At 53.7% G+C, this 16,649-nt stretch carries 22 protein-coding genes and 3 pseudogenes; 22 read left to right on the top strand and 3 right to left on the bottom strand.

Going from position 1 to position 16,649, the window contains the following annotated elements; all coding sequences use genetic code 11:
* Positions 1 to 103 precede the first annotated feature (103 nt).
* The 11 genes and pseudogenes from WLO32_RS06790 to WLO32_RS06840 all read left to right on the top strand — a co-directional run bounded on the left by WLO32_RS06790 (position 104) and on the right by WLO32_RS06840 (position 7,450).
* Positions 104 to 325: a regulator for prophage gene (locus tag WLO32_RS06790; protein WP_004201303.1), complete on the top strand. Its 222-nt coding sequence runs from the start codon at positions 104 to 106 to the stop codon at positions 323 to 325.
* Positions 326 to 357: 32 nt separating this feature from the next.
* A pseudogene (locus WLO32_RS06795) lies at positions 358 to 868 on the top strand (phage regulatory CII family protein).
* A gap of 7 nt (positions 869 to 875) precedes the next feature.
* Positions 876 to 1,076, top strand: a complete 201-nt coding sequence (locus WLO32_RS06800; RefSeq protein WP_435947684.1) for a phage filamentation protein Fil family protein — start codon at positions 876 to 878, stop codon at positions 1,074 to 1,076.
* A complete protein-coding gene (locus tag WLO32_RS06805; protein WP_435947685.1) occupies positions 1,040 to 1,381 on the top strand; it encodes a DUF5347 family protein in 342 nt (113 codons plus the stop codon). Before WLO32_RS06800 ends, WLO32_RS06805 begins: the two co-directional genes overlap by 37 nt.
* 65 nt (positions 1,382 to 1,446) lie before the next feature.
* Positions 1,447 to 1,680, top strand: coding sequence for a DUF2732 family protein (locus WLO32_RS06810; protein ID WP_045355694.1), 234 nt, complete (start codon positions 1,447 to 1,449; stop codon positions 1,678 to 1,680).
* A complete protein-coding gene (locus WLO32_RS06815; RefSeq protein ID WP_435947686.1) occupies positions 1,680 to 1,907 on the top strand; it encodes a TraR/DksA family transcriptional regulator in 228 nt (75 codons plus the stop codon). Before WLO32_RS06810 ends, WLO32_RS06815 begins: the two co-directional genes overlap by 1 nt.
* Positions 1,904 to 2,915: pseudogene (locus WLO32_RS06820) on the top strand (phosphoadenosine phosphosulfate reductase domain-containing protein). Before WLO32_RS06815 ends, WLO32_RS06820 begins: the two are co-directional and overlap by 4 nt.
* Positions 2,916 to 2,944: 29 nt before the next feature.
* Positions 2,945 to 5,323 carry a replication endonuclease gene (locus tag WLO32_RS06825; protein WP_435948259.1) on the top strand — a complete coding sequence of 793 codons (2,379 nt, stop codon included), beginning with the start codon at positions 2,945 to 2,947 and terminating at the stop codon, positions 5,321 to 5,323.
* 136 nt (positions 5,324 to 5,459) lie between these two features.
* On the top strand, positions 5,460 to 5,630 hold the full coding sequence (locus tag WLO32_RS06830) for a hypothetical protein (protein ID WP_435947687.1): 171 nt from the start codon (positions 5,460 to 5,462) through the stop codon (positions 5,628 to 5,630).
* 301 nt (positions 5,631 to 5,931) lie between these two features.
* Positions 5,932 to 6,747, top strand: coding sequence for a hypothetical protein (locus WLO32_RS06835; protein ID WP_286777753.1), 816 nt, complete (start codon positions 5,932 to 5,934; stop codon positions 6,745 to 6,747).
* 1 nt (position 6,748) lies between these two features.
* Positions 6,749 to 7,450, top strand: a complete 702-nt coding sequence (locus WLO32_RS06840) for a hypothetical protein (RefSeq protein ID WP_435947688.1) — start codon at positions 6,749 to 6,751, stop codon at positions 7,448 to 7,450.
* 65 nt (positions 7,451 to 7,515) lie between these two features.
* Here WLO32_RS06840 and WLO32_RS06845 read toward each other — a convergent pair whose 3' ends face one another.
* A complete protein-coding gene (locus tag WLO32_RS06845) occupies positions 7,516 to 8,535 on the bottom strand; it encodes a phage portal protein (protein WP_435947689.1) in 1,020 nt (339 codons plus the stop codon).
* On the bottom strand, positions 8,535 to 10,301 hold the full coding sequence (locus WLO32_RS06850) for a terminase ATPase subunit family protein (RefSeq protein WP_435947690.1): 1,767 nt from the start codon (positions 10,299 to 10,301) through the stop codon (positions 8,535 to 8,537). The genes WLO32_RS06845 and WLO32_RS06850 overlap by 1 nt, the downstream gene beginning before the upstream one ends.
* A 140-nt stretch (positions 10,302 to 10,441) precedes the next feature.
* Here WLO32_RS06850 and WLO32_RS06855 point away from each other — a divergent pair, with 140 nt between their 5' ends.
* The 11 genes and pseudogenes from WLO32_RS06855 to WLO32_RS06905 all read left to right on the top strand — a co-directional run bounded on the left by WLO32_RS06855 (position 10,442) and on the right by WLO32_RS06905 (position 15,879).
* On the top strand, positions 10,442 to 11,275 hold the full coding sequence (locus WLO32_RS06855; RefSeq protein WP_435947691.1) for a GPO family capsid scaffolding protein: 834 nt from the start codon (positions 10,442 to 10,444) through the stop codon (positions 11,273 to 11,275).
* 15 nt (positions 11,276 to 11,290) lie between these two features.
* A pseudogene (locus tag WLO32_RS06860) lies at positions 11,291 to 12,357 on the top strand (phage major capsid protein, P2 family).
* A gap of 3 nt (positions 12,358 to 12,360) precedes the next feature.
* Positions 12,361 to 13,008 (top strand): terminase endonuclease subunit, encoded by a 648-nt coding sequence (locus WLO32_RS06865; protein ID WP_435947692.1) that lies wholly within the window; start codon positions 12,361 to 12,363, stop codon positions 13,006 to 13,008.
* Between the two features lie 94 nt (positions 13,009 to 13,102).
* Positions 13,103 to 13,567: a head completion/stabilization protein gene (locus WLO32_RS06870; protein WP_435947693.1), complete on the top strand. Its 465-nt coding sequence runs from the start codon at positions 13,103 to 13,105 to the stop codon at positions 13,565 to 13,567.
* Positions 13,567 to 13,770, top strand: coding sequence for a tail protein X (locus WLO32_RS06875; RefSeq protein WP_435947694.1), 204 nt, complete (start codon positions 13,567 to 13,569; stop codon positions 13,768 to 13,770). Before WLO32_RS06870 ends, WLO32_RS06875 begins: the two co-directional genes overlap by 1 nt.
* Before the next feature lie 3 nt (positions 13,771 to 13,773).
* Complete coding sequence (locus WLO32_RS06880) at positions 13,774 to 13,989, top strand: HP1 family phage holin (protein WP_048220226.1); 216 nt, start codon at positions 13,774 to 13,776, stop codon at positions 13,987 to 13,989.
* On the top strand, positions 13,970 to 14,485 hold the full coding sequence (locus tag WLO32_RS06885) for a lysozyme (protein ID WP_435947695.1): 516 nt from the start codon (positions 13,970 to 13,972) through the stop codon (positions 14,483 to 14,485). The genes WLO32_RS06880 and WLO32_RS06885 overlap by 20 nt, the downstream gene beginning before the upstream one ends.
* Positions 14,482 to 14,910: an Rz-like lysis system protein LysB gene (gene lysB / locus WLO32_RS06890; RefSeq protein ID WP_435947696.1), complete on the top strand. Its 429-nt coding sequence runs from the start codon at positions 14,482 to 14,484 to the stop codon at positions 14,908 to 14,910. The genes WLO32_RS06885 and lysB overlap by 4 nt, the downstream gene beginning before the upstream one ends.
* Complete coding sequence (gene lysC, locus WLO32_RS06895; protein ID WP_435948260.1) at positions 14,795 to 15,043, top strand: Rz1-like lysis system protein LysC; 249 nt, start codon at positions 14,795 to 14,797, stop codon at positions 15,041 to 15,043. Before lysB ends, lysC begins: the two co-directional genes overlap by 116 nt.
* A complete protein-coding gene (locus tag WLO32_RS06900) occupies positions 15,006 to 15,437 on the top strand; it encodes a phage tail protein (RefSeq protein ID WP_435947697.1) in 432 nt (143 codons plus the stop codon). The genes lysC and WLO32_RS06900 overlap by 38 nt, the downstream gene beginning before the upstream one ends.
* Positions 15,430 to 15,879 carry a phage virion morphogenesis protein gene (locus WLO32_RS06905; RefSeq protein WP_435947698.1) on the top strand — a complete coding sequence of 150 codons (450 nt, stop codon included), beginning with the start codon at positions 15,430 to 15,432 and terminating at the stop codon, positions 15,877 to 15,879. Before WLO32_RS06900 ends, WLO32_RS06905 begins: the two co-directional genes overlap by 8 nt.
* Here WLO32_RS06905 and WLO32_RS06910 read toward each other — a convergent pair.
* Positions 15,873 to 16,574 carry a hypothetical protein gene (locus WLO32_RS06910; protein ID WP_435947699.1) on the bottom strand — a complete coding sequence of 234 codons (702 nt, stop codon included), beginning with the start codon at positions 16,572 to 16,574 and terminating at the stop codon, positions 15,873 to 15,875. The two genes, WLO32_RS06905 and WLO32_RS06910, sit on opposite strands and share 7 nt — an antisense overlap.
* Positions 16,575 to 16,649: the final 75 nt, after the last annotated feature.

Here is a 16,649-nt window from a genome sequence, read left to right on the forward strand (position 1 = left end):
TTTTTGAGTTGACATAACCAAATTGCGATCCTATTCTCCGTTTTGTGAAGTTCTTGTCACGACTTAAACCGGCTCACCACAAGCCAATAGGAGATGTTGCATCATGACCCCAAACATTTCAATCACTCTGAATACGCCACACGTCACAATCGAACGTTACAGCGAGCTGACTGGACTGCCTGTAGACACCATTAACGACATGCTTGCAGATGGTCGTTTGCCTCGCCACCGTCTGCGTAAGGACAAGAAACGCGAGAAGGTGATGATTAACATTGTCGCGCTGACTGTAGATGCGCTCTCTGATTGCAATGTCGCTATTAGTTAGTTCCATTTTGAGATGCATCGGAGCCGCTGACTATGTTTGACTATCGAGTTTCCAAACATCCGCATTTTGATGAGGCCCTGCCGGGCCTTCGCCTTACGCCATAACATGGCAAAGCTGGCGGAACGTGCAGAAATGAACGTTCAGACACTGCGCAACAAGCTGAACCCGGAGCAGCCGCATCAGCTCACCGCGCCGGAAATCTGGCTGCTTACTGATCTCACTGAGGACTCAACTCTGGTTGATGGCTTTCTGGCACAGATTCACTGCCTGCCGTGTGTCCCGTTGAACGAAGTGGCGAGCGAGAAGATGCCGCATTATGTGCTGAATGCTACAGCAGAGATCGGGCGTGTTGCTGCCAGCGCAGTTTCTGGTGAGCCACAAACCACCGCCAGCCGTCGGCAGGTTATCGACAGCATCAACTCTGTTACTCGTTTGATGGCGCTGACGGCTGTTTCTATGCACGCCAGGCTGCAGACAAGCCCGGCAATGGCAAGTGCGGTTGATACCGTGTCGGGCCTGGGCGCTTCATTCGGTCTGATCTGAGGTGCTTATGCTGATTAACGAACCGTCATTTGCTTCACTGCTTATTAAGAAAAGTCCAGGAATGCACTTCGGTCATGGCTGGATTGCGGGCAAAGATGGCAAGCGCTGGCATCCGTGTCACTCGCAGGCTGAGCTGCTGGCTGACCTGTCAACCATCAAACAGGGGAAACCATGGCTATTGAAAGTGCTGCAACGACTCGTTCGATAAGCCCCGGTGAGCGCTATGAAGGGTTGAACCACATAGCCGAATTAAGGGCAAAGGTATTTGGAATCAACATTGAGTCAGAGCTTGAGCGGTTTATTAACGAAATGAGCGACCCACGGGACGCTAATAATAAGCAGAACAAGCGAGCATTAGCCGCCATATTTTTTATGGCTAATATTCCGGCAGAGCGTCACGGCGTCAAAATTAGTGAGTTGACGACTGACGAAAAGCGGGAGCTGATAAAGGCAATGAACCATTTTCGTGCAGTGGTGAGCTTATTTCCAAAACGGCTGACCATGCCGATTTAAACCAAACCAGAAATTAATGGCGTAAACCCGCCGGGCTTCCTTTTGCCCAAATTCAGGAGAAAACAATGCGAAATATTGAAACCCGAACCACGAAAACCGGACCAGATGATGCCGGGCTTAACCTGATGTTGACCGAGGCGCGCATGGAAGAACGCCGGGGCCGTGCTGATGTATTTGCAGCTCATCTGGAAAAGCTGGCGGTGCATATCACTCGCGGCAAACTCAACGGCACCGAAGCGGCAGAGCTGCTGCGTAACGCTGCTGAAACCATCCAGAACGAAGCGCAGGAGATCCACTGATGGCAGATTCAATGGACCTCGTGCAGCAGCGCGTGGAAGAAGACCTCCAGCGTCACATTCACAACGCCCGCGCCAAAGTGCCGGGCGTTGCCCGTGTTCTCTGCATTGATTGCGATGCACCGATCCCGCCAGCTCGCCGCCGCGCTATTCCCGGCGTGCAGTGCTGCATCACCTGTCAGGAAATCGCTGAACTGAAAGGCAAGCACTACAACGGAGGGGCGGTATGAATCCTATTGATTCACGCTGTCTCTCCGCCGATACCATCAACATCATCAGTATTTCAGGTGGCAAAGATAGTCTTGCCCAGTGGCTGCGGGCTATTGAAAACGATGTTCCTCATATTTCGGTCTTTGCTGATACGGGTCATGAACACCCGCAGACGATGGACTATCTGGATTATCTGGAATCAAAACTGGGTAAAGTGACCCGCGTCAAAGCTGATTTCACGCGTCAGGTAGAAGGCAAAAGAAAGTTCATTGCGGAGAAGTGGCCCGTTTCTCTGGTCGAAGGCTGTGGAATGTCGTCCGATGAAGCCGCAGAACGTGTAAGCCGCGCACTGGAAATCCTCAAACCGACGGGCAACCCCTTTCTTGATTTGTGCATGTGGAAGGGGCGGTTTCCTTCAACGAAGGCAAGATTTTGCACGTTTGATCTGAAGCACGAACCCGTGCGCACCCAGGTTGTACTGCCTGCACTGGAGCTATACGACGAAGTTATCAGCTGGCAGGGTGTCCGCGCCCAGGAGTCACCTGCACGCGCCTTGCTTCCAGAGTGGGAAGAAGATGCCGATAACACGCCTGGTCTGCATGTTTACCGTCCCATCCTTAACTGGCTCCATGAAGATGTTTTCGCCATTGCGAAGCGTCACGGCATTAAGCCGAACCCACTGTATCTGCAGGGATGCAGCCGTGTCGGGTGCATGCCATGCATCCACGCCCGCAAGTCTGAACTGGCAGAAATATTTCAGCGCTGGCCTGAAGAAATCCAGCGGGTGGCTGAATGGGAGAGAATGGTGGCCGAGTGCTCCCGCCGCGGCAATTCGACGTTCTTTCCATCCACGCATGACCCGCGCCGGGCTGAAAAACGCATTGAGGTTATTACCGTTGATGCCTATGGCATTGAGACTTACCGCGTCTGGGGCCTTAACGACTCGCGGTGGTGCGCAGTTCGATTTGCTGGCAGCAATGAATGACAGCACGGTGTGCAGCAGTGTGTACGCGGGGGTTTGTGAGTGACTGAAAGTATTTCAGGCAGCCTCGCTGCCTTGTCTCCTGCCCAAGCCCCCGGCGGGGTAAAAAATGCTGCCGGGGTTTACGCCTGGAACTTAGCCAAAAAAGCAGTTAACCCATACCTTGACCCGGCAGAAGTAGCGCCGGGTTCAGCACTTTCAAACCTGATCACTCTGTACGCTGCCGACAATGAGCAGGAGCAGCTGCGCCGTGAGGCGCTGAGTGATGAGGTCTGGGAGCGTTATTTCTTCAATGAGTCCCGCGATCCTGTCCAGCGTGAAATGGAGCAGGATAACCTCATCAGCCGCGCAAAAATGGCCCGTGAGCAGCAGCGCACTAATCCCGATCTGGTGATTATCGCTGATGTAAACGCTGAGCCGTCCCACATCAGCAAGCCATTGCTGGAACGCATCAAATACTTTCATGGCCTGGGCCGGGCAAAGGCTTATTCCCGTTATCTGCGTGAAACTATCAGGCCATGCCTTGAGCGCCTGGCGCGGGTGCGTGACAGCCAGGTGTCTGCTTCCTTCCGGTTCATGGCTAGCCATGACGGTCTGGAGGGGCTGCTGGTCCTGCCTGAAATGAGTCAGGACCAAGTAAAACGCCTGTCTACGCTGGTTGCGGCACACATGAACGTGTGTCTGGATGCGGCCTGCGGTGATCTTTTTGTTACGGGCGACGTGAAACCCGAAGAAATCCGCCAGGCGTGGGAAAGGGTGGCTGCTGAGGCAATGCGGCTGGATGTGATCCCTCCTGCGTTTGAGCAGCTGCGCCGGAAGCGTCGCCGTCGCAAGCCTGTGCCTTATGACCTCATTCCGGGATCGCTGGCGCGTATGCTCTGCGCAGATTGGTGGTATCGCAAGCTGTGGCAGATGCGCTGCGAATGGCGGGAGGAACAGCTGCGCGCCGTTTGTCTGGTCAACAAGAAAGCCTCCCCGTATGTCAGCTATGAAGCTGTGATCCATAAGCGTGAACAGCGCCGCAAGTCACTGGAGTTTTTCAAGTCGCATGAGCTGGTAAACACCGACGGCGACACGCTGGATATGGAAGACGTGGTGAATGCCAGCAACAGTAACCCGGCACACCGCCGCAACGAAATGATGGCCTGCGTCAAAGGGCTGGAGCTGATTGCTGAAATGCGCAGTGACTGCGCCGTGTTCTATACCATCACTTGCCCGTCCCGCTTCCATGCCACCCTCAACAACGGTAGGCCAAACCCGAAGTGGACCAGCGAAGCAGTCCGGCAGAGCAGTGATTATCTGGTTGAAACCTTCGCGGCATTCCGTAAGGCCTTGCACAAAGCAGGGCTGCGCTGGTATGGCGTCAGGGTTGCAGAGCCACATCACGACGGCACCGTGCACTGGCACCTGCTGTGCTTCATGCGTAAAAAAGACCGCCGCGCCATCACCGCGCTGCTGCGCAAATTCGCCATCCGCGAAGACCGCGCGGAGCTGGGCAAAAATACCGGGCCGCGCTTTAAATCTGAGCTGATCAACCCACGCAAAGGCACGCCGACCAGTTACATCGCCAAATACATCAGTAAGAACATTGACGGGCGTGGGCTGGCTAAAGAAGTCAGCAAGGAAACGGGCAGATCACTGCGTGACAGTGCGGAGCACGTCACCGCCTGGGCATCACTGCACCGCGTCCAGCAGTTCCGTTTTTTCGGCATTCCGGGCCGCCAGGCTTACCGTGAGCTGCGCCTACTGGCAGGCCAGGCTGGCAGATCGCAGGGCGATAAAAAAGCAGGTGCGCCGGTTCTGGAAAATGCCCGTCTGGACGCCGTACTGGCGGCTGCGGATGCGGGGTGCTTTGCCACGTACATCATGAAGCAGGGCGGCGTGTTGGTTCCCCGTAAGCATCATCTTGTCAGGACGGCATACGAGCTTAACGACGAGCCGAGCGCCTACGGCGATCATGGCATTCGCATTTATGGCATCTGGTCCCCGATTGTTGAGGGCCGAATTTGCACGCACGCAATCAAGTGGAAAATGGTTCGTAAGGCCGTTGACGTTCAGGAGGCGACAGCCGACCAGGGCGCTTGCGCCCCTTGGACTCGTGGCAATAACTGTCCCCCTGTTGAAATTTTGAACCAATCAGGGGGCGAATTATCCGGCAGTGAAAGCGGCGCGCCGCTGCCGGATTTTGAAAATATGAGCAAAAAGGATCTGCGGGAACTGACAGCACGGCTGCGCCTGGTAAAACCCAGGAAGCATAAAGGCTACAAACAGGAGATAACGGACCAACAGCGGCTGCAGCTTGAAGCAGAACTGGTTAACAGGGGCTTTGAAGGTTCAGAGAAAGAGGTCGATTTGCTTCTTCGTGGCGGCAGCATCCCATCAGGCGCGGGGATGAGGATTTTTTACCGGAACGAACGGCTCCAGGAAGATGATAAATGGCGGCAGTGGTTCTAAAGCGGTAATTTTGGGTAATGAGGTTATCTATTAATCAAAGGGTTAGCTGAGTAAAAAAGTATTTCAGCTTTATTTACATATGATGTACTGTATATATAAACAGTAAGATTGGGAGGGAGTTGTGAACGATTTGTTCATGGAGTCACTTGCACTACAGCGTATCGAACTTATGGCCCGGCTGGTCGCCAACGCAGACTGCAGCGATGACGATAAGGAGGTTGCCATATCGTGGTTATCTGAACTGACCAGCGATCTGGTTACCAGGCTGAATGATTACGGAGTAGGGCAAGATGAGAGCACGCATTAGCGAGTTTCGACCAGGGGAAATTCCCTCCCATATGGCGTCGCCGGTTATGCGAAGGTGGTGCATGTCTATGGTGCATGGATTCGCATGATCCATATAGGATCGCAAAGGGTCGGGGCCGCCAGAACTGGCGCGCTTTCCGGCCCGTCATGCATCTGCATGAAAACCGCTACATAAAGCGGGCAGGCGTGGCGGGGATACGAGCGCGCGCTAGCTCACTATTTTGGTTTAAGTATTTGAACTTTAACCATTGATAGTGGTAATAATCTGCGAAGGATAACAATAGAATAAAAGGTAACGTATTGTGAATATTAATTTTGATATTGTAATTAACAGCGATGATCATCAGGTCGATATGGACTACGGATTGAAGACTTTAGCTGGGACGTCAAGAGTTGTATCAACACTCGCTGAAGCAATTCTCAAACAAGAAGTTTCTGAAAGAAGAACAAGTGTAAATGATATTAGAACTCAGCTGAAACAAAGCTTTAAAAGCTCTTATGGGCAAAATTTTTGTATCGAAATTAATGATCCAGTACTTAAAAGAAAGTTAAAAAAGATGGGGAATGATGTTTTTTGTGAGGTGATGTCATATTTCATCTCAGAATCATTATTCCTTGAACCTAATAAGTTAAGTGCAAGTGCATTAGGAGTTGTTGCTGAATTGGAAAATGTTGAGGATAAACTCCTTGAAGTTCTTCGGCGTGCTCTGGTCGATATGCACAAAATAACCACTATGAGCAGTTTCAATGTAGAATTGAACCACAAACCTAGGGGGGATAAAACTCGAATCGCTATGCTAACCCCTAAAACAGCACAGCATATTACTGAAACTGAAGAAGGAAAGCGTGAATATCAAATTACTGTTATCTTTACCCGATTTAACTCAATGACAGGTAATGGCCGGTTAATAGTTCAAGGTGATGATCAGACGACAGCTTTTGGTTTAGCAAAAGGATTGAGATATGTTCCTTTAGACTTTAAGAAGAAAATCACTGAAAATCTTCATCGAAATAATGGGTTATCCAAAGATAAATGGGATTTTATTACCTTAACAGTACATGACTTGAAGTTAGGAAGCGGCGAAGTTGTTAAGTATTTTATTCATGAGATATCTTAGAATGAAAAAGATTATTTATTTTAGCCTGTTTTTTATAGTTGTCGTCATAATTGCGTATGTCTACAACTTCAATACTGGCAAAGGTTTGTCTAAAAGCACTGAGGTTTGGGCGCAATTCGGTGATTACTTGGGAGGGGTTGTAAACCCTATACTAACCTTCTTATCCATAGTGCTCTTGATAAGATCTGTTAATCTACAAAGAGAGGCTAATTCAAGTCTCATTGTAGAAAATAAACGTCAAGAACATCTTGATTACTTGAAGAATTTCGAAGCTAGATTTTATAATCTTATTGATGCTCAACGTACTGCCTTCGATAAATTTAGATTAAGTAAAGCGGATGGGAGTGAAGTCAAGGGAGGTGAGGCTGTAAATTATCTTGAGGAACTTATTTTTTCTAAGAAAAATGAAGGCTTTTCACGAAGTGACATCGCTAATGATATTAGCGAATGTGACGTTTCAGAATCAATTCACTCTTCAGCGAGACGCTTTTATCTTTTGCTTAAGTTGATCGATGAAAAGTTATCGGGGCAAGAAAAAAAAGAATATTACGAAGTGTTGATTAATTTGACTGATTTCCCATTGGTAAGATTAATGGTTTTGACGTTGTGTCTTTATGAATGGGATATTATTAACTACATAGATTCCAGTGGAGTTCTTGCAAAGGATGAATTGATTGAATATAAATCGCATTTTGAAATTTAAAATTACTTTGAATGGTTGTTGTGGCAAAGATAAGAGATGTAATCTCTTATCTTTTGAAAGAGATTCTATTGCTCTAAAGAGTAATGCCTAAAAGTAATTATTGCATCACCTAACCATATATTAAGTTCTTCAAGTCTTTTTTGCAGAGGAATTAACTCATTCCGCACAAAAACATTTGCCGCCTTCTCCACATCCCCAAAGCCCCCAACATTACTCGGCATAATCCCCATCATCTGCGGTGGAACGCGGTGCGCCGCCATCATATCGTCCCGGCTCACGTTCTTGATATTAAGAAACTCATCCTTTGCCGCCACCTCTGAAAGCGGGATGATCTGAATCCCGTCCTTTTTGCCGTTAGGTGAATACATAAACAGGTTGCGGAAATTGCCCGGGCCTTTGGCGCTTTTCATGGCCTGGCGGATGTTGTTTACGTCCTCCTGATTCTGCGCGGCGTCGGTCATATACATGATGAACCCCGCGTGGCTGCCGTTGATGTAATACTTCCGGCGGAACAGCGTGGCGGACTCGTTCAGCAGGGCGGAAGGAATGGCGGACAGGTATTCCGGCAGACCGTAAATCTCCTGGTTGAGGTCCGGCTCCATCAGGTGAAAAATGCTGCCTCTGGTGAACTCGTATGGCTGCGTGGTCATGCCGTACTGCACAAACCAGTAGGTATCCAGATCCACGCCCCGGCGGGTGTATTTCGCCAGCGATGGCTCCAGCGACAGAATGCCGCCGAGCCGATTGGTGCGCTTCTCCAGATAGGCGTTACCGAATACCAGATAGTCCTGCACAAAGCGGCTAAACGCCTGTTGGCTGAGCAGCGGATGTGGGATAAAGGTGCTGGTCAGAATGTTGCGTTTTACCGCAATGGGCGAGCTGTGATGCACGGCGGCGCGATAGGTGCGCGCCAGCCCGTCAAAGCTCACCGGCGGTTCATACCAGCGGTCCATCTGTACGCACTCGACATAATCTAACAGCTCGCGGCGGTCCAGTACCGGGATCGGGTCGCCAAAGCTGAAAGCTTCTGCAGACGCGCCGCTGCTGTGCTGAACTGCAGCGCGGTTTTTCTTACTCTTGCCCATCAAAAAATCTCCACAATATTGCTGGTATTGGCGGATTCGCCCTGCAGCGGTTCGTTAAACAGTGCGTGCATTGTTGCCCAGGCCAGATCGGCGTGGCTGGTTTCTTCGCTGCGGCTGGCTTCGTAGGTAGGGCGGTTGCCGCTGGCGGTGGTGGCGCGGCGGATTGCCATGAAAGACTGCGCGATATCGGTGTGCCCGGCGTCGAACTCCAGACGGCGGTGGCTGATAATGTCGTAGGCCTTGAGCACCAGGGCATTTTTGACGTTGGGGTTGTAGACAAATTCCCGCACGGCAGGGAAGAACGCTTTAACGTTCTCATACACCCCGTGGCCGACGCCGGTGGAGTCGATGCTGATATAGGTCACGTTATACTGCTGCGTCAGCTTTTTGATGGCGTCGGCCTGGGCGCGGAAGTCCATGCCGCGCCACTGGTGGCGCTCCAGAATGCGGAACTTGCCGCCCGGTACCGTTGGGGGAGCAATAACCACGCATCCAGCGCTGTCACCGTTCTGCGTACCCTTCGCCGGGTCGTAGCCGATCCACACTTCTCGCCAGCCAAACGGGCGCAGCGCCAGAGCGTGAAAGTCGCTCCAGACCTCCCAGCTGTCCACCATGCACGCCTGCAGCTCGCTGAGTGGAAACACGGACGCCAGATCGTCGATAAACTCGCACATCAGCAGGTTCTGGTATTCGTCCGGGCTGTACTCCATGCGCAGCTGGTCAATATCGAACAGGTTACAGCCGCCGCGCACCGCGTCTTCCACGGTGACAATCTGGCGATACTGTCCGTCCGGGCAAAGCAGGCCGGGGGCCAGGCTGCCGTGGGTCAGGTCTATATCCACCTTGTCCGCTTTGGCGCGGCCCCGGTTGAACAGCGCGCCGGACCAAAACGGATACGCGCTGTGGGTCAGGCTCGACGGCGTGGAAAAGTAGGTCTGACGCCATTTTTTGTGGATAGCCATCCCGGACGCCACCTTGCGCAGCTCCTGGAATTTCGGTATCCAGAAGTATTCATCCAGGTACAGGTTACCGTGGTAGCTCTGCGCAGTGCGGGCGTTGGTGCCGAGGAAATAAAGACACGCGCCGTTGCTGAGCGTCATCGGGTCGCCTTTCAGCTCCACATCGACCTCTTTAGCAAAGTCGATGATGTACTGCTTAAAGACGTGCGCCTGCGCCTTGCTGGCGGAGAGGAAAATCTGGTTGCGCCCGGTGGTGATGGCGTCAATCAGCGCCTCACGTGCAAAGAAGAAGGTTGCTCCAATCTGGCGCGACTTGAGCAGGTTGCGGATACGGTGCCGGTTGCCTGCCTCCCACCAGTGGCGCTGGTAGGCAAACATTGACTCGTGGAAAACCTCCTGCAGCTTCTCGATCTGCTCGTCGGTAAATAGGTTCTTTTCTGGCTGCTTTCGCGGGCCTTTGTTGCGGTTGGCGACGTTGGGGTTGAGGTCGGCCTCATTGCCGCCGTCGTTGAACTTGCCGATGCGGGCGTGGCGCTCGGACTGGCGCGCCAACAGGTCAATTTCCTTGAAGTCTTTCCCTTCTTTTTGCTCCTTCATGATGAGCTTGCAGTAGCGCGCGGCGGTGGTGAGCTGCATCTGATCCAGCGGCCCGTACTCGCCCCACTTGTCGCGCTTCTTCCAGCTGTGAACGGTTGCAACTTTCTCGCCCAGCATTTCTGCAATGCGGGCTACGCGGTATCCCTGAAAGTACAGCAGCATGGCCTGCCGACGGGGATCGAGGTCTGCGGGGGTCAGTGTCATATCCATGGCACAAGCCTACGGCCTTGACTGACCTCTTTCTTTGGCTTCGTTTTGTATGGCGAAAGGCACAAGCGCCGCGCGTTGTCTCACTCCCCCCATCCCCGCAACCATAAGGCTCCAGACAGTTTTCTAACGGAGCACGGCTCATGACAGTGAAAGCAAAGCGTTTCCGCATCGGGGTGGAAGGTGCCACCACCGACGGACGCGAAATCCAGCGCGAATGGCTGGAACAGATGGCGGCCAGCTACAACCCGACGGTCTACACCGCGCTAATAAACCTTGAGCACATCAAGTCCTATTCCCCGGACAGCGCCTTTAACCGTTACGGGCAGGTGACGGCACTGGTTGCCGAAGAAATTAAGGACGGTCCGCTGGCGGGTAAGATGGCGCTGTACGCCGACGTGGAGCCGACAAGCTCCCTGGTGGAACTGGTCAAAAAAGGCCAGAAGCTATTCACCTCCATGGAGGTCAGCCCGAAATTTGCCGATACCGGCAAAGCCTACCTTGTCGGCCTGGCCGCGACGGACGATCCTGCGAGTCTCGGCACCGAGATGTTGGCCTTTAGCGCCAGCGCCGCGCACAACCCGCTGGCGAACCGCAAGCAGAAGCCGGACAACCTGTTTTCCGCTGCTGAAGAAACGCTGATCGAGCTGGAAGAAGTCCAGGACGATAAACCCTCGCTGTTTGCCCGCGTCACCGCGCTGTTCACAAAAAAAGAGCAGACCGACGACGCGCGTTTTTCTGACGTCCATCAGGCAGTGGAGCTGGTCGCTACCGAACAGCAAAACCTGAGCGAACGCACCGCCAAAACCCTCTCTGAAAACGGCGAACGCCTGTCTGCGCTGGAATCCTCCCTGCAGGCGCAGCTGGCGGCCTTTGCGGAACTTGAGCAGAAGCTGAACCGAGAGGACAGCCGTAAGGACTACCGCCAGCGCGCGCCGGGCGGTGACGCCCCGGCAGGCACCGTCACCAATTGCTGAGGAGCAAAAATACTAATGAAACAGAAAACCCGCTTTGCCTTTAACGCCTACCTGCAGCAGCTGGCGCGCCTGAACGGTGTGGCCGTGACCGAGCTTGCCAGCAAGTTCACCGTGGAGCCGTCGGTATCGCAGACGCTGGAAGATGAAATTCAGCAGTCCGCCGCGTTTCTGACGCTGATCAATGTGATGGGCGTGGCCGAACAGTCCGGCCAGCTGCTGGGGCTGGGCGTCGGCAGCACTATTGCAGGCACCACCGACACCACCACCAAAGAGCGCGAGCCGACCGATCCGACGCTGATGGCGGACGTGGAATACAAGTGCGAGCAGACCAACTTCGACACCGTGCTGACCTACGCGAAGCTGGACCTGTGGGCCAAATTCCAGGACTTCCAGGTGCGCATCCGCAACGCCATCGTCAAACGCCAGGCGCTGGACCGCATCATGATCGGCTTTAACGGCGTGAAGCGCGCCAAAACTTCCAACCGTGGCGAGAACGTGCTGCTGCAGGATGTGAACAAGGGCTGGCTGCAGAAAATTCGTGAAGACGCCCCGGACAACGTGCTGGGCACTAAAACGGCAGACGACGGCACTGTGACCATCGAACCAGTAAAAGTGGGCAAGGGCGGTCTCTACGCCAACCTTGACGCGCTGGTTATGGATGCGGTCAACGAGCTTATCGATCCGATTTTCCAGGACGATGACGAGCTGGTTGTGGTCTGCGGCCGTGAGCTTCTGTCTGACAAGTATTTCCCGCTGGTCAACAAAGAGCAGGAGAACAGCGAGAAAATCGCCGCCGATCTCATCATCAGCCAGAAACGCATGGGCGGCCTGCAGGCCGTGCGCGCGCCTTACTTCCCGGCGAACGCCGTGCTGATCACCCGCCTGGATAACCTGTCCATCTACTGGCAGGAAGACACCCGCCGCCGCTCGGTTATCGACAACCCGAAACGTGACCGCATCGAAAACTTCGAATCGGTGAACGAGGGCCCTATGTGGTCGAGGACTACCGCTGCGCGGCCCTGGTGGAAAACATCGAAATCGGTGATTTCAGCGCGGCTGCCGCACCGGAAGCCGGGGAGTAACGCATGAGCCTGAGTCCCGCACGGCAGCACCGCCTGCGCATTCAGGCTGAACAGGCCGCCCGCGAGGGCGGCAGTGTTCGCCATGCCTCGGGCTATGACCTGATGCTGTTGCAGCTGGCAGAAGATCGCCGTCGCCTTAAGGGCATTCAGTCCACGGTGAAAAAGGCGCAAATCAAGGTGGAGCTGCTGCCGAAATATTCCGCCTGGGCGGACGGCGTGCTGGCTGCCGGAGGCGCTCAGCAGGATGACGTCCTGATGTACGTGATGCTGTGGCGTATCGACGCCGGTGACTATGCCGGTGCGCTGGAAATTGGGCGACATGCCCTGCGCCATGCTTGGGTGATGCCGCTTGGCAACCGCAACGTGCAGACCGTGCTGGCCGAGGAAATGGCCGATGCGGCGCAAAGCGCAATTCTCGCCGGTACCCCTTTCGATGCCGATCTGTTGCTGCAGACGTTGGACCTGACCACCGGGCAGGATATGCCGGACCAGTCACGTGCGCGCCTGCACAAAGCTATCGGCGCGGTACTGAGCGAAAGCAACCCGGCATCTGCACTGAATCACCTCACTCATGCGCTCCAGCTGGATTCCCGCTGCGGTGTGAAGAAAGACAAAGAGCGGCTGGAGCGCAGACTGCGCAACGACCGCTGACGGAACGTGCCCCGCGCACGGGCGGCACGGGATGGCGACAGGCACCGCCTCATCAAAATCCCGTTCACCGCCCACTTATTCAGGAGAAGACCGCATGAAGTTTGTTGCGCCCGAACCGGCACCGGAACAGGCGGAGGTCATCAAAAACACGCCGTTCTGGCCGGATGTGGATCTGTCGGAGTTTCGCAGCGTAATGCGCACTGACGGTACGGTGACGCAGTCGCGCTTAAAGCAGGTGCTGCTGACTGCGATTTCTGAGGTTAACGCCGAGCTGTACGACTTCCGCAACCGTCAGCAGATGCTGGGCTGGCGGGCACTGGCTGAGGTTCCGGCAGAAATGCTGGACGGCAAAAGCGAGCGTATCCAGCACTACCACAACGCCGTGTATTGCTGGGCGCGCGCCGTGCTGAATGAGCGTTATCAGGACTATGACGCTACGGCGTCCGGCGTGAAGCGAGGGGAGGAGCTGGCGGAGGCAAGCGGCGACCTGTGGCGTGATGCCCGCTGGGCTATCAGCCGGGTGCAGGACGCACCGCACTGTACGGTGGAGCTTATCTGATGAAAGTGCGGGCGCAGCAGTATGACACGGTGGACGCGCTTTGCTGGCGTCATTACGGGCGCACGCAGGGTGTTACCGAGCAGGTTCTGCATGCAAATCCGGGGCTGGCTGAGTACGGCCCATTTTTACCGCACGGGCTGCAGGTGGAGCTGCCGGATATCACGGCAGCGACCACCGTGCAGACCGTCCAGCTATGGGACTGAATTATGACGCTTGAGAGAGTCAGCGCCTTTATCACTTACTGCATCGCCGTGCTGCTTGCCTGGCTGGGTGACCTGTCGCTCAAGGATGCCTCAACGGTCGGCGGCGTGCTGATTGGCGTGTTGATGCTGGCGATCAACTGGTACTACAAACACCAGTCTTTCAAACTGCTGCGCGGCGGCAAAATCTCGCGGGGGGAGTATGAATCCTTCAATCGTTAAGCGCTGCCTGGTCGGGGCGGTGCTGGCTATTGCCGCCACGCTGCCCGGCTTTCAGTCGCTTCATACCTCCGTTGAGGGGCTGAAACTGATTGGTGATTACGAGGGCTGTCGCCTGCAGCCGTACCAGTGCAGCGCGGGCGTCTGGACTGACGGGATCGGCAACACTTCCGGCGTGACGCCTGGCAAAACCATCACCGAACGCCAGGCGGCGCAGGGGCTGATTAGCAACGTGCTGATTGTCGAACGGGCGCTGGAGAAGTGCGTGGTGCCACCCGTGCCGCAAAAGGTCTATGACGCGGTGGTGTCGTTTGCCTTCAACGTCGGCACCGGCAATGCCTGCAGCTCCTCGCTGGTGAAACTGCTGAACCAAAAGCGCTGGGAGGATGCCTGCCGCCAGCTGCCGCGCTGGGTATATGTCAAAGGCGTGTTTAATCAGGGGCTGGATAACCGCCGTGCGCGGGAAATGGCCTGGTGCCTGCAAGGGGCTGGGGTATGACGCGCACGCTGGCGATAGCGTTGGCGCTGGTCATAACAGCGCTGGGCTGGCAGTCATGGCGGCTGAACAATGCCCGCCACACTATCGAGACGCAGGGCGAAGCGCTGGAGACGAAAACGCAGGAGCTGGCGAAGAAAAATAGCCAGCTCATCGGCCTGTCCATTCTGACCGAAACCAACAGCCGGGAGCAGATGCGGCTTTATGCGGCAGCCGAGAAAACAACCGCGCTGCTGCGCAACCGACAGCACCGGATCGAGGAACTGAAACGTGAAAACGAAGAGTTACGCCGCTGGACTGACACTCCTTTGCCTGCTGATATTATCCGGCTGCGGGAGCGTCCGGCCCTCTCCGGAGGTGCAACTTACCGTGAATGGTTGTCCCAGAGTGACGCCGTGCAGCCTGAACCCGTCAGCGCCGCGCACTAACGGCGACCTGAACGCCTTGCTGGACGAAACCGAGGCCGCCTGGGCGGTCTGTGCTGATAAAGTGGACACGATAGTGGCGTGTCAGGAGCGAAACAGTGAACAAGCCGCAGTCTTTACGCAGTGCTCTGAATAAGGCAGTGCCCTATGTGCGCGATAACCCGGACAAGCTGCATCTGTTCGTGGACAACGGTTCCCTGGTGGCAACCGGCGCGCGGTCCATGTCATGGGAATACCGCTACACCTTGAACGTGGTGATCGAGGATTTCAGCGGCGACCAGAACCTGCTGATGGCCCCGGTGCTGCTGTGGCTGAAAGCCAATCAGACGGATGCCATCAACAACCCGGACCTGCGTGAAAAGCTGTTCACCTTTGAGGTGGATATCCTGCGCAACGACGTATGTGATATTAGCCTGAACCTGCAGCTGACCGAGCGCGTGCTGGTTAGCTCCGATGGCGCTATCTCGAAGGTTGAGGCGGAGCCAGAACCCGACGAGCCAGAAGAAATGTGGACGGTGAAGCGTGGATAATCTGCATAAGGTGGACGAGTGGCTGGCCGCACTGCTGGCGAATCTGGAGCCTGCAGCACGTCAGCGCATGATGCGTGAGCTGGCGCAGGAGCTGCGCCGGAATCAGCAAAATAATATCCGGCTGCAGCGCAACCCTGACGGCAGCGGCTACGAGCCGCGAAAGGTCACGGTCCGGACTAAAAAAGGGCGTATTAAGCGGCAGATGTTTGCGAAGCTGCGCACGGCGAAATACCTGAAAACTGCAGCCAGCGCGGATTCAGCCAGCGTGCAGTTTTCAGGGAAGGTGCAGCGCATTGCGCGGGTACATCATTACGGCTTACGTGATCGTGTAAGCCGTAAGGGGCCGGAGGTGCGTTATTCGGAGCGGCGGTTGTTGGGTGTCAATGATGAAGTTGAAAACGTAACTCATGAGACTCTGCTACGTTGGCTAACCACTTACTGATTATCTTTTGAATTTTTTTTATTATTAGCTAGAGCTTCAATAAGACCTGTAATTATTTTTTCTTGAGGTAGTGATGGGGTTTTTTCAAAACTAACATTATGATCTCTTAAACATGATAAATATGCTTGGAATTGTTGTTGATCTCCCTTGCTTAAAATAAATGCTATTTTCTGGTTGTCGAAGTCAGTTCCAAGCTGCATGTAATATCTTATAAATACTAAAATTGATTTCATTACGAACCCAACAAATAGTATGACTGAAAAACTTAAGAGTACCGATGCAATGGATGATGCTATTTTTTCTGATGGACTGTTAGGAGATAAGAGTGAGTTGACTATAGAAGCACTATAAAATAGGCCGTTATTGCCATTTTGCTTAGGCTCTTCAGCCGAAGTGTTATTGGTGGATTTTAACAAATCACCGAAAGTAGCATTGAAATTTTTTATTGCAGCTTCAGTTTTGGCTTTTTCTGAAAGTAAAAGTAATGAACTTGTAAGAGTGTTAATAGGCGATTGATTAGTTTTGGTATAATAGGCTCCAACCATAACCAAGGTAGCAACGAGTAGCATGGAGTATATTAAGATGAAGATAGATATTCGAGACTTTCTTGCTCTGTGTTCTAATACTTTTAAAATTTCATAATATTCAGATTCGCGCTCATATAAAGTTTCAATGGCTTCTACTTGGTTAGACATAAAAATATTCTCATCAGAATTCAACGATTGTGCCAGCAACTATACAAATCAAGTGATAGAGATTTCAATGTTTTC

The organism is Dryocola mayonis (genome assembly GCF_051307045.1).
In the GTDB taxonomy this organism is placed as follows: Bacteria; Pseudomonadota; Gammaproteobacteria; order Enterobacterales; family Enterobacteriaceae; genus Dryocola.

Excerpts from the sequence above, each read along its gene's own strand:
- WLO32_RS06790 (WP_004201303.1), top strand. The coding sequence starts at position 104 with ATGACCCCAAACATTTCAATCACTCTGAATACGCCACACGTCACAATC.
- WLO32_RS06800 (WP_435947684.1), top strand. The coding sequence starts at position 876 with ATGCTGATTAACGAACCGTCATTTGCTTCACTGCTTATTAAGAAAAGT.
- WLO32_RS06805 (WP_435947685.1), top strand. The coding sequence starts at position 1,040 with ATGGCTATTGAAAGTGCTGCAACGACTCGTTCGATAAGCCCCGGTGAG.
- WLO32_RS06810 (WP_045355694.1), top strand. The coding sequence starts at position 1,447 with ATGCGAAATATTGAAACCCGAACCACGAAAACCGGACCAGATGATGCC.
- WLO32_RS06815 (WP_435947686.1), top strand. The coding sequence starts at position 1,680 with ATGGCAGATTCAATGGACCTCGTGCAGCAGCGCGTGGAAGAAGACCTC.
- WLO32_RS06830 (WP_435947687.1), top strand. The coding sequence starts at position 5,460 with ATGGAGTCACTTGCACTACAGCGTATCGAACTTATGGCCCGGCTGGTC.
- WLO32_RS06840 (WP_435947688.1), top strand. The coding sequence starts at position 6,749 with ATGAAAAAGATTATTTATTTTAGCCTGTTTTTTATAGTTGTCGTCATA.
- WLO32_RS06845 (WP_435947689.1), bottom strand. The coding sequence starts at position 8,535 with ATGGGCAAGAGTAAGAAAAACCGCGCTGCAGTTCAGCACAGCAGCGGC.
- WLO32_RS06850 (WP_435947690.1), bottom strand. The coding sequence starts at position 10,301 with ATGGATATGACACTGACCCCCGCAGACCTCGATCCCCGTCGGCAGGCC.
- WLO32_RS06855 (WP_435947691.1), top strand. The coding sequence starts at position 10,442 with ATGACAGTGAAAGCAAAGCGTTTCCGCATCGGGGTGGAAGGTGCCACC.
- WLO32_RS06865 (WP_435947692.1), top strand. The coding sequence starts at position 12,361 with ATGAGCCTGAGTCCCGCACGGCAGCACCGCCTGCGCATTCAGGCTGAA.
- WLO32_RS06870 (WP_435947693.1), top strand. The coding sequence starts at position 13,103 with ATGAAGTTTGTTGCGCCCGAACCGGCACCGGAACAGGCGGAGGTCATC.
- WLO32_RS06875 (WP_435947694.1), top strand. The coding sequence starts at position 13,567 with ATGAAAGTGCGGGCGCAGCAGTATGACACGGTGGACGCGCTTTGCTGG.
- WLO32_RS06880 (WP_048220226.1), top strand. The coding sequence starts at position 13,774 with ATGACGCTTGAGAGAGTCAGCGCCTTTATCACTTACTGCATCGCCGTG.
- WLO32_RS06885 (WP_435947695.1), top strand. The coding sequence starts at position 13,970 with ATGAATCCTTCAATCGTTAAGCGCTGCCTGGTCGGGGCGGTGCTGGCT.
- lysB (WP_435947696.1), top strand. The coding sequence starts at position 14,482 with ATGACGCGCACGCTGGCGATAGCGTTGGCGCTGGTCATAACAGCGCTG.
- WLO32_RS06910 (WP_435947699.1), bottom strand. The coding sequence starts at position 16,574 with ATGTCTAACCAAGTAGAAGCCATTGAAACTTTATATGAGCGCGAATCT.